Origin of the sequence: Sphingomonas sp. UYEF23 (assembly GCF_040546165.1) — a bacterium.
Lineage (GTDB): Bacteria > Pseudomonadota > Alphaproteobacteria > Sphingomonadales > Sphingomonadaceae > Sphingomonas > Sphingomonas glacialis.
In genome coordinates this window covers 17,385-28,659 of the sequence record NZ_JBEPNG010000016.1, presented here as the reverse complement: position 1 = coordinate 28,659, position 11,275 = coordinate 17,385, and the positions used below count along the sequence as shown (strand labels likewise).

Below are 11,275 nucleotides of genomic sequence, written 5' to 3'. Positions count from 1 at the left end.
GTGAAACCTGACTGCGCCGATGGTACTATCGCTTAAGCGATGGAAGAGTAGGTCGTCGCCAGGCATTGAAGCCGGTGAACACAAAACGTTCGTGTATCTCATGAGAACCCATTTACATGTCATCTACCCTGGCGCGGGGTGGAGCAGCCCGGTAGCTCGTCAGGCTCATAACCTGAAGGTCACAGGTTCAAATCCTGTCCCCGCAACCACACCCACATACCAAACCGTCTCAGGATGTTCCGAGGCGGTTTTTTGTACCTGCTTTCAGTGGCTTGTCACCAATTCGTCGCCGCTCGCCGCTCGCCGCGCGCGCTTGGCCGCGTTTTTGGCCAATGATGTTGAGTTTCTTGGGATATTTTGAGGATCCAATGCTGCATCCATGCAGGAGATATCCCCATGGCACTCAGCGACAGCCTCTATGCGTTCGTCTGCCCGAACCGCTCGAAGCTCTGGCGATTTACGTATTAGACAATGACAAGAAGCTGCTGTCGCCCGGTCGCTATCCGAGGCTTGGCCTCGCGGTTACGTGGCATCGCCGCGGGGGAGCCAAGCTGGCATTGCAGCAGGGCCGGGACCGGCGCGCTCAGCTGGTGCCGGTTTCGTGGACACCAGGATACAGAAGGTTTTGGAACCGCACGGTGAAATGCGGCAGCGCAAGTTCGCGCGCAAATTCCAGCGCGAGGTGACGAAATCTACCCGCGATCGGCGGCGGCGGTCACATTGGCCGCGTATGACCTGGCTCTGTACGAGAACGTCCGGCGCAAACCCGTCGGCGAAGCCGAAGCCCATCCCCCGTCGGTAATCCCTGACACCGGCCAGATGAAGCCCGAACAGGAGGACGCAGTCGGTTCGGCGCAAAACAGGAGCGAGACAAGTGGCCGGGGTTGCGCAGCTTCGGGACCACGTGGATGTCGTCCTGGGGCCGCGCGGCCCGTTTCAGCTTCGCAGCTGGCTCAAGGCCGCTGCCAGGTCGTCCCTACGGAACGGTTTCGTCAGCCGCGGAAGGGTGGCGTCGATCCCGGCTGTTTCCGCGTAACCCGAGACGATGAGCACTGGGCGCTCCGGGGACAGGTCGCGCACGGCGTAAGCGAGGTCGGTGCCCGTCATCCCCGGCATCAGATGGTCGGTCACGAGCACATCGAATCGAACGCCCGCGCCGATCAACCGCATCGCTCCCTCGCCCGAGCTTGCCTCGATGACCTGATATCCCAGATCGATCAACATGTCCGCGGTGGTCATGCGCACCAAATCCTCGTCATCGACGACCAGTGCAGTGCCGGTGGCGACGTGCGAAACGATCTTTTCGAAGGCCATCTCTACTGGTGTTTCCCCGGCGCTCACCGGTAGCCACAGCTCGACGGTCGTGCCGACGCCGGTCTGACTGTGCAGCGTGAGCGCGCCGCCGAGCTGCGAGGCCAGTCCGTGGACCATCGACAAGCCCAGGCCGGTCCCTTTGCCCACGCCCTTGGTGGAAAAGAATGGCTCGGTCGCGCGCGCGAGCGTTGCCTCGTCCATTCCGGATCCGGTGTCCGAGATTGCAATGCAGAGATAGCGGTCGGGGTCGAGACCAGAGCGGTGGCCTTGCCCAATGGCCGCGGTGCTCGCCGACAGGCGCAACGTGCCGCCATCCGGCATCGCGTCGCGCGCGTTGACCGAGAGGTTTAGGATGGCCATTTCGAGCTGGTTATGGTCGGCGCGCGCGCAGGGTAGGTCGGCGCCTGCGTCGATCACCACATGGACTTGGGGGCCGGTGGTGCTCGATATGAGCTCGCCCATGCCGCTCACGAGCTTGCCGATGTCGACCGCCACGGGTTGGAGCGGCTGACGCCGCGCAAACGCCAACAATCGCTGAACGAGGATCTTCGCGCGCTCCGCCGATTGCATGGCGCCCGCGATCAGACGCTGCTCGCGTTCCCCGCCGACGCCCTTGCGCTGGAGCAGGTCCAAGCTGCCGATGATCGGCGTGAGCAGGTTGTTGAAATCATGCGCCACGCCGCCGGTCAGCTGACCCATGCTTTCCATCTTCTGGCTCTGGCGCAGCGCCTCCTGCACTTCCTCGCGGTCTTTGAGCGCCGTCGCTATGCGGGCTTCCAGCGTCGCGTTGAGCTCGCGCAGCGCTTCCTCGGCCCGCTTACGCCCCGTGATCTCGACGACCGTGCCCGCGACGCGGAGGCAGCGCCCCGTTTCGTCGAAGACGCCGCGGCCCTTGGCGGCGATCCAGCGGACGATCCCGTCCTCCTTGCCGACCGTGCGATACTCCACGTCGTAGAGCGCGCGCTGGCCGGGATCGATCGCCGCGGTGAACGCGACGGCGGTCGGTTCGCGATCTTCGGGGTGCAAGCCTTCGTAAAAGTCCGTCAGCGTGACCGGAACGTCGGGAGAGATGCCGAACATCGCCTTGGTGCGCGCGGGCCAGACCAAGGCGTCGTTGACGACGTCCAGATCCCAGAAGCCGATCTCGGCATTGTCGACCGCGAGCCGCAGGCGCTCCTCGCTTTCCCGCAGCCGCGCCTCCGCGCCGATCCGCCCGACATGCGCCCAGCACCGCTCGACCACCTCTTTGACGAGCAGGATTTCGTTTGCGGTCCAATCGCGCGCGTGGTCCTGATGCACCGCCATTATAGCCGAAAGCCGACCGTCGCCGCCGATCAGCGGGCAGCAGATGATCGCGTCGATCGAGATGCCCTGGAACATCTCGCGCCCACCGCCGGGCTCAAGTTCGCGGGCGATATCGCGCAAGACGACCGCTTCCCCGGCGCGAAGGTTCTGCGATGCGCGGGGCCCGAACAGGTCGAGACTGTATGCCCCGACCGAACTTTCCTGTCCCGGCGCGGTATAGTCGCTCCGGATCCAGAACCGGTCGCCGTCGCGATCGACGTCGGCATAGGCGCAGCGCGATGCGCTCAGCTTGCGTCCGAGCAATTCCGAGGCGGCGCTCATCGCATGCCACGCGTCTGACGACCGGAGCAGCCGGTCGTTGAGCTCGCTGAAGAAGTGCAGGCGTTCCTCGCGCTCGGCGCTTGTCCGCAAGAGGTGCTCGACCCAAACCGCCGCCAGGCCGAGCAGCAGAACGAACAGCGTGACCAAGCCGATCGCGGTCGCCAGGTACGCCTGTCCCAGGCTCGCAAGCCCGTTCGCCTCGCCGACGCCGCGCGACCGCGTGAACGTCGCTGCGTACATTCCGACGTAATGCATGCCGGCGATGGCGAACCCCATGACGACCGAGGCTCCCGCGCGGCCGCCCGATCGCTGATCGCGACCCGCCAGCCAGACGGCCAATGTCGCAGCGACGATCGCGATCGCAACGGAAACGGCAACCCATCGCGCGTCGTAGCGCAGGGTCGCGGGCATGCGCATCGCCGCCATCCCAAGATAGTGCATCGAAGCAACGCCAGTGCCGATCAACAGGCCCGCCGCAAGCATTCTGGAAACCGACGCGCGCTGCCAATCGACGATCGCCAGGCCCGCGCCGGTGAACCCGATCGCGAGACATAGCGAGAGCAGCGTCGGGGCGAGCTCGTAGCGCATCAACATGCCGGGCATGCTGAATGCGAGCATCGCAACGAAGTGCATCGACCAGATTCCGCCCCCCAGCGCAGCCGCAGCCGCCGCGAGCCAGGCGGCGCGGGAACGGCCGCTCGAGCGCCGGATCCGGCTCGCGAGACTGAGCGCGGTGAACGATCCGATAATCGCGATCACGATCGACAGGGAGACGAGATATGGGTCGTGAACCCCGGTCATGGTCATGAAGCGACATTTCCACAGAGAACTGACGTTCGCAACTCCGGCGCGGCCGCGCGTAGCGGATCTGCGTGAGGAGGGTCGCATGGTTCGCCCGGTGCGCCCCGATGTGTCGCGGCTAACGTAGCGTAACGCCGCCCGAAACCGAACCGAGCCTGCAAAACGAGAAACCGAACTGGCCAAGAAAGATCAAGTCGCCGTGGTTTCTCGATAAAACCCGCAGAGGAGGAAACGCATTTCGGGAGTGCGCATTCGGCAACCGCCGCCGTGGGGCGCAGTCACGAACGGGAAGGCTGTGCTGTCGGAGTCGGACGAGCCGTTCGGCACTGTCGCCCGCAACGCAATTTCGATCGCCCGCGTGAGGGAGGAGGACATAGGCCGCCGCGCCCCATTCAGCGCATAAGGTTCAAGGTGCCGCCAACGCGGAGGGCCGGGTACTGGAATCCGGGCAGGTGCCCGTCACCGATAGCCCGCGGCCTGGAGTTCGAACAACTCGGCATAGCGGCCGCCGGCAGCGAGCAGATCGCCATGGGTCCCGGATGCCTCGACACGACCGTTGCTGAGGACGAGGATCCGATCCGCCATTCGCACGCTGGAGAAGCGGTGCGAGATCAGCACGGCTGAGCGTCCGGCGCTCAACTCGCGGAACCGTTGGAACACCTCATACTCGGCTCGCGCATCAAGCGCCGCCGTGGGCTCGTCGAGAATCAACACTTGGGCGTCACGCATATAGGCGCGGGCGATCGCCATCTTCTGCCACTCGCCGCCCGACAGGTCGACGCCGCCCTGGAACCGCTTGCCGATCATCTGGTCATAGCCGTTCGGCAGGTTGGCAACCACATCATCGGCGAGCGCTGCGGATGCCGCAGCCTCGATCCGCGCGCGATCGCCCCGCGCGTCGATGCGGCCGACCGCGATGTTGTCGGCGGCGGGCAGATTATAGCGGACGAAGTCCTGGAAGATCACGCCGATCGCGGCGCGCAGGCCGTCGAGGTCGTAGTCGCGCAGGTCGCGTCCATCGAGCAGGACGCGGCCCTCGACAGGATCGTAGAGCCGCGAGAGCAGCTTCACGAGGGTGGTCTTGCCAGCCCCGTTCTCGCCGACCAACGCCAGCACCTCGCCGGGCGCTAACGTGAACGACAGATGCCGCACCGCCCATCGTTCGGCACCTGCATAGCGGAAGCCCACATCCTCGAAGACGAAGCCTTGCCGGACGGGATCGGGGAACGGCAGCGCTCCTGCGGGCGAGCGGATGCCCGGCTCCGTCCGCAAGAAGGAGAACAGGTCGTCGATGTACAATGCCTGCCCAGCGGTCGAGGAAAAGCCGGTGAGCAAGTTTTCCAATAGCCCACGAAGTCGCAGGAACGAGGCAGCGAGGAAGGTGAGGTCACCGATCGTGATGACCCCGCTCACCGCGCGCCAGGCGATGTAGGCGTAGGCGGCGTAATAGGCGATCGTGCCGAGGGCTGCGAAGCCGGAGCCCCAGACTGCGCGGCGCAGCGCCAACCGTCTGCTCGCCTGGTAGGTGTCGCGTGAGATGGTGCGATACCGGTCGATCAGGAACGGGCTGAGGCCGAAGATCTTGACCTCCTTGGCCGTGTCCGCGCTTGCGGCGACCTGTCGGACATAGTCGAGCTCGCGGCGCTGCGGCGTGCGGACATAGCTGAGCGCGTAACTCAGCGCGTTGAAGTGCGCCTCGCCGAGGAACGAGGGCACCAGTGCGATGGCGAGCAGGACGATCAGCCACGGCGCATAGACGACCAGGCCGGCGGCGAAGCTTAATACCGTGACGATGTCTTGTACCTGTCCGAACAGCTGCCCCATCAGCGACATGCGCCCGCTCGCCTGCATGCGCGCGCGATCCATGCGGTCCTGGAAGGCCGCGTCTTCAAAGTCGGCGAGATCGAGGGTGGCGGCGTGCTCCATCAGCCGTACGCTTGCGTCGTTGCTGACACGGTCGGAGAGCAGCCCGTCGACCAACGAGACGGCCCGGCCGAGGAGATCGGAGGCGACCGCCAGAGCGAACTCGACCAGCAGGAGCACCTCGAGCCGGCCGAGCAGACCGGAGCCCAGCCAAGCCGCGAGGCTATCGGGGCGAACCGCGAGGTGACTTAAGTGCACGACCTCGTCGATGATGAGCTTGCCGACAAACAGCGTCGCCACCGGAAGCAACGCACGCACCAGCCGTACGGCGACGGTCGTGGCGGTCAGCTGCCAACTGCTGTCCCACACCATGGCGAGGAACGGTGGCAGGTTGCGCAGCGCACCGAGCCGCTCGCGCCAGCTGGTCGGCCGGGGCGGAACACCGCCACGACCCGGTCTGGCGCCGAGAGCCATTTAACCGTTCCGGGACGACATGCTGGCAGCTTCGTACCAGGGTCGGGGAGGCGATAAGGTCATCTGCATACCCACCCGATACACAATCGGTACCTGGGTTGGCAGGGGTACTCGATGTTTCCCTCTAGATGCTGCGAGCAGTTCGATCCGAGCCTAACGGCGCCGGCACCGGCTCGTCGAAGAGGCCGACGTGCGCGACCGATGAGTGCGTGTCTAAAGTTGGCGCGGAAATGCAGTCGGGAGAGACGGCTTGTGGGTCAATTGGCAGGCATTCGCTCCACGATGACGCCGCGAGTCTTACGCTGAAATCAGACGAAACCGAGATTCCAGGACGACGGATTGTAATTGCCGATGTTCGGCAACACCGTCGGCATGGCGCCGGCCGACACGCCGAACCAGCTCGCGAGTGTCGCGGCATATTGATCGACCGAAATCGTCGGCAGCAAGCGGCCTTGCCCGACATCGTCGGCGGTGCCGTTGCCGATCGCCGGCGGGGTGCCGTAGATCTTCCGCCCGTTGACCGCGCCGCCCATGACGAAGTGCATCGACCCCCAGCCATGATCGGCACCGCTGGTGTTCGACACGAGCGTGCGGCCGAAATCGCTCGCGGTGAAGGCGGTCACTTGGTTGGACACGCCAAGCGCGACGGTCGTGTCGTAAAATGCGCGCATCGCATCGGCGACGAGCCCGATCTGTGTCGGATGCGCGGTGGCGAGGTTCTGGTGCATGTCGAAGCCGCCGAGCGAAACGAAGAACACTTGCCGTTTCGCACTCAGCGTTTGCGACACCGAGATCATCTGCGCGACGATGCGCAATTGCAGCGCGAGCGAGTTGGTCGTCGGAAAGAGCGGGAAGTTCGCCGCGGGTGCGCTCGCCAGCGCGCTCGAGACCTGGCTGTAGAGGTTGAGCGCCCGCGCGCTGACCTTGCCGTGTTCGTTAGCGAGGATGTTGCCCGAGGACGCGGTCATCAGCGTGCGCAGCGTCGACGCGGCGGTGGTCGAGCCGTAAAGGCTCGTCGCATTGTTGATCAGCGCGGTCGGGCCACCCGTGCCGATCGCATATTGGATCGCCTGTTTGCCGGCGAGGTACACCGCATTGCCACTGGCATTGATGCACGTCAGCGTCGCGGTGCCGTTGCCGCTTTCGAACAGATCGCCCATCCGTCCGCCCCAGCCCGAGGTCGCGCCTTCGGGGCTCGATGCCTGGAAATAGCTTTGCTGGTCGTTGTGGCTGAACAATTTCGGCGGCAGCCGGACCGAGGCGGCGCTGTACTGCGCCTTGGTGGTCGGCTGGACGAGCGTGCCGACGTTGAGCGCGACCGCCATCTTTCCGGCGTTGAACACCGGGAGCAGCGACGCCATCGTCGGCGCCATCGCATATTGCCGCCCGCCGAGGCTGTTGGTCGGGCTGAGCGCGGTCGCCGCGAGCGCATCGCGGGCGTGCGCGATGTTCGAGCGCTGCGCCTGATAGAGCGCATAGCTCTCCGCGTCGTAGGGCGGCAGCGTGTTGGCGTAATCGTTGCCGCCGTACAGGAAGATGCAGACCAGCGCCTTGTAATCGCCCGCCGTCGCCGCCGCGGCCTCGCCGATCGCGCCCAGGCTGGTCACGAAGGGCGTCGCAACGCCCGCCAGCCCCAATTGCGCCGACCGGCGAAGGAATGCGCGCCGTGACTCATCGTGATCGAAAACGCTCATGTCACTTCACCGTCAGATAATCGAGCGACGCAAGCGCCAGGAGGATCGCGATCTGAACACGGGTGCTCGCTCCGTTGGTCGCGGTCGCCGCGATGCTATCCACCGCGCTCTTGATCGAAGCGATGGTGGTCGCGGACAATTGCCCCGCCGCCAGCACCGTGTTGACCTCGTCGACCAGAGCGGCGCTATCCGATGCTTTGGTCAGGATGTCGGTATAGTCGGCCTTCACGTCGCCGATCCCGCTGGCGACGAGCGTCTGCATTAAATTGACATAGGCGACGACGGACTGTTCGTTGGTGATCTGGAACTCGGGTGCGACGAGCCCGGCGGTGGCGATCGCGGTGTCGGGCGGGGTGTAGCCGGGGCGGAACCAGTTGAAGACCGTCTGGCTGCGGCCCATCGACTGGCCGAGCCGCGTCGTCGTGCTCGACGTGTCGCCGATCGCCCAGGCGGCAGACGGCGATGTGACACCATAAGCGCGCGCCCAGCTCGTCAGTCGCAGCACGGGCTCGCGCAGTTTGCCCGCGGCGGTCGCGCTCAGTGTGGCGTCGCTGCGCGCCTCGGTATCGAGCAGGATCGCGCGGAGCACCGCTTGCATGTCGCCGCGCACGCCCTTGCCGTTGTCGGCGAACACTCCCGCCACGCGCCCGATATAGCCCGGCGAGGGATTGCTCGTGACCAATCGCTGGATGAGCTGCTTCGAGACGAAGGGCGGTACGTTGGGATGCGCGAAGATCGTGTCGAGCGCGGTGTTGACCGCCGCCATGCCGCCACCCGACACGCTGGTGCCGAGAAAGCTGGCGCTCCCGGTCTCGTTGAGCGCCGCGTTCATCACCAGCGGGGCTCGGTAGACATCGGGCGTGGTCGTACTGCTCGAGGCGAGCGAGAGGCCGGTGAACACGCGCGCGAGGCCCGAGACGTCGGCTTGGGTATAGGTCTCGAGCGGGGCACCGTTCGCGGTCTTGATGCTGCCGTCCATGTTGAGCTGGTAGAGCCCCAGCGTGAACAGCTGCATCAGCTCGCGCGCGTAATTCTCGTCGGGCTGCGATCCCGTCGTCGCATTGGCCTTGCGATTTCCGAGGAAGGTGAGGAACGATCCCATCGCGGGATTGGTGGTGATCGCGCCAAGGATCTGGCGATAATTGCTGAAGGCGTTGTCGAGCAGCACGTCGACATAGGCGGCCGTCGCAAACGCCTTCCAGTTGACGTTCACCCCGTCGATGCCGACCACCAGCATGTCGAGCAACGCCATGCCGACGCGCTGGCGCACCTGGTCGGGGTCGGAAATCATCCCACGCCACATCGTCGGATCGAAGCCGGTTTGGCTATTGATGTTGGCGGCGGCATTGTAACCGTTTGCGACCAGCCAGTCCCAATGCGACGTCGTCCGGGCTCGCGCGAACTGTGCCGTCAACCAGCCATCGAAACCGGACGACACGACCTCGGTGATCATGCCGCGCGTCGCACCCATCGTTGATTGCGCTAGAAAGCGGCTCGCCTGGCTGGACGTGATTGCTTGCGCCACCACGATCGGGGGCGGCGGGCTGCTGCTGGATGCGCTGGAGCCACCATCGCCGCCACATGCCGCCAGCGCGACGGCGGGGGTCAGGGCAGCGATCGTCTTGAGCAGAGACGATCGATCGATGCCACCTGAGTCGAAATCAGCATCCGCAACGCGATCGTCGCTAGGGCGCGGCAACAACACGGTGTCCGAAATTCGCATTACCATCACCCCACCACGCCCTGTCTTTGCGCCTGGAATGCGGGTTCGCGCAAGTGCCATGCGCTCGAAAGATCATGACAGGCCTAACGGCGGTTGTGGCGCAACGTCACCAGATCTCGACTGCGCGATGAAACGAAAAACGTCATATTTGATCGCGGGTCAGAGGCCGAGGCAAGGCAGACCAGCTTCAAACGCCCCAACAGGGTGAGGGGGCGGACTGGTAGCGGGACGCTGATCAGCACGACCGAGAGGACATGCCTGGGGCTTGGTGCTGCAAGTACGGTCCGTCCCGTAAAGGACGGACCGTCTGCGCTCTCAGAGGCTCGACGTGTTGCCGTAGCGCGCGCGCTCGGCCGCAACGTCGTCGTCGGTGTAGGCGGGCGCCGTGTCGTCGAAGCTGTTCCAGCCCGACTGGCGATAGGCGGCGCCGCGCGCGGTGGCCTCGACCGACTTGTTGCGCTGAAGCACTGCCTCGGCATCTGCAACGAGCGCATCGTCGACTCGAGCGCTGACCAAGGTGCCGCCGCGGCGTACGCCCTCGGAATAGACGTTTGCCTCTTCGTCTGTATGGCCCGCTTCCTTCAGCGCCCCGACGACCCCGCCGGTTGCTGCGCCACCGGCCGCGCCGATGCCAGCGCCGACCGCAGTGGACGCGAGCCAGCCCGCCGCCACGATCGGACCCAGGCCGGGGATCGCGAGCAGACCGAGGCCAGCGAGCAAGCCGCCCGCGCCGCCCAGCAGCGCGCCGGTCGAGGCGCCACGCGTCACGTCACCGTCGTCATTGACGTCGTCGATGCCGGTCGTGCCGTCACGGTCGGTATGGTCGCGCGAGTTGGCCATGATGCTGAGGTCGTCGTGCGGGACGCCAAGCCGCTCGAGCTCGTTCACCGCATTGGTCGCGTCGGCATAGCTATCAAACAGGCGGGTGATGGTCTTGGTCATGATGTCTCTCCTGAAGGTGTCGCTTAGCGGGTTGTAACGTTGCCCTTGTAGTCGAGCCCGACTTGCACCCGCTTGCCATGGCGCATCGCCACGCCGCGCCAGACGCCGTCGCGGTCCTTCGCCAGCTTCGAGACGCCGGCATAACCAGCCTTGGCGATCCGACCGCGGGCCTGCGCTTCGGTGAACGAATTGCTGCCGCTTGCCGGGGTCGCGACATGACCGACGTCGCTGTCCTTCATGGCTGGGTTGTGCGATCCGGGATGCCCGGACTGAGCGAGCGCGCTCGACGACAATGCCGCGACGGCGGCGGCGGCCAAAATGATACGCTTCACGATTGCTCTCCTGTGATCGGTGCCGACTGCACCGCGATCCTAAAAATGCCGCGGCGATCCGGAGCCGGATCGCCGCGTTGTCCCTCAGCGAACGGTGCCGCGACGAAGAAGGTTGACGATCGCAAGCAACACGACCGCGCCGAGCAGCGACACCAGGATCGACTGGATATTGATCGCGCCATCCATGATCGACGCGCCGCCGATGAGCGGGGTGATGATGAACCCGGCGAGCAGCGCGCCGACGATCCCGACAACGACGTTTAGGATGATCCCCTGTTGGCCGTCGGTCCGCATGATCATGCTGGCAACCCAGCCGATGAGGCCGCCGACGACGAGAAGAATGATAAGGTTCATAGGTAAAGCCCTCCAGTTTTGGTAAGGCGACTAAAACCAAGCGGAAGGCGTCGATGTTCCGGTTCCGCCTTCCGCGGCCACGGCTCGGCTTGGTTGTTTCGCATCAGCACGATTGGTAGATTGCCGCGCTGGCGAGGGAACTTGCAGCGCTG

General features: G+C 65.2%; 7 protein-coding genes and 1 tRNA gene. 1 reads left to right on the top strand and 7 read right to left on the bottom strand.

Annotated elements, in window-relative coordinates; genetic code table 11:
* The first annotated feature begins 132 nt into the window (after positions 1-132).
* Positions 133-209 (top strand) — tRNA-Met (locus ABIB28_RS18015).
* 727 nt (positions 210-936) lie between these two features.
* Here ABIB28_RS18015 and ABIB28_RS18010 read toward each other — a convergent pair.
* The 7 genes from ABIB28_RS18010 to ABIB28_RS17980 form a co-directional block, all read right to left on the bottom strand.
* On the bottom strand, positions 937-3,747 hold the full coding sequence (locus ABIB28_RS18010; RefSeq protein WP_354289443.1) for an MHYT domain-containing protein: 2,811 nt from the start codon (positions 3,745-3,747) through the stop codon (positions 937-939).
* 453 nt (positions 3,748-4,200) lie between these two features.
* Positions 4,201-6,078 (bottom strand): ABC transporter ATP-binding protein, encoded by a 1,878-nt coding sequence (locus ABIB28_RS18005; protein WP_354289441.1) that lies wholly within the window; start codon positions 6,076-6,078, stop codon positions 4,201-4,203.
* Between the two features lie 308 nt (positions 6,079-6,386).
* Positions 6,387-7,772: a DUF1501 domain-containing protein gene (locus ABIB28_RS18000; protein WP_354289440.1), complete on the bottom strand. Its 1,386-nt coding sequence runs from the start codon at positions 7,770-7,772 to the stop codon at positions 6,387-6,389.
* A 1-nt stretch (position 7,773) separates the two neighbouring features.
* Positions 7,774-9,495 (bottom strand): DUF1800 domain-containing protein, encoded by a 1,722-nt coding sequence (locus ABIB28_RS17995; protein WP_354289439.1) that lies wholly within the window; start codon positions 9,493-9,495, stop codon positions 7,774-7,776.
* 315 nt (positions 9,496-9,810) lie between these two features.
* Positions 9,811-10,437 carry a general stress protein gene (locus tag ABIB28_RS17990; RefSeq protein WP_354289437.1) on the bottom strand — a complete coding sequence of 209 codons (627 nt, stop codon included), beginning with the start codon at positions 10,435-10,437 and terminating at the stop codon, positions 9,811-9,813.
* Between the two features lie 23 nt (positions 10,438-10,460).
* Positions 10,461-10,769, bottom strand: coding sequence for a hypothetical protein (locus tag ABIB28_RS17985; protein ID WP_354289435.1), 309 nt, complete (start codon positions 10,767-10,769; stop codon positions 10,461-10,463).
* Between the two features lie 84 nt (positions 10,770-10,853).
* On the bottom strand, positions 10,854-11,123 hold the full coding sequence (locus tag ABIB28_RS17980) for a GlsB/YeaQ/YmgE family stress response membrane protein (protein ID WP_189677354.1): 270 nt from the start codon (positions 11,121-11,123) through the stop codon (positions 10,854-10,856).
* Positions 11,124-11,275: the final 152 nt, after the last annotated feature.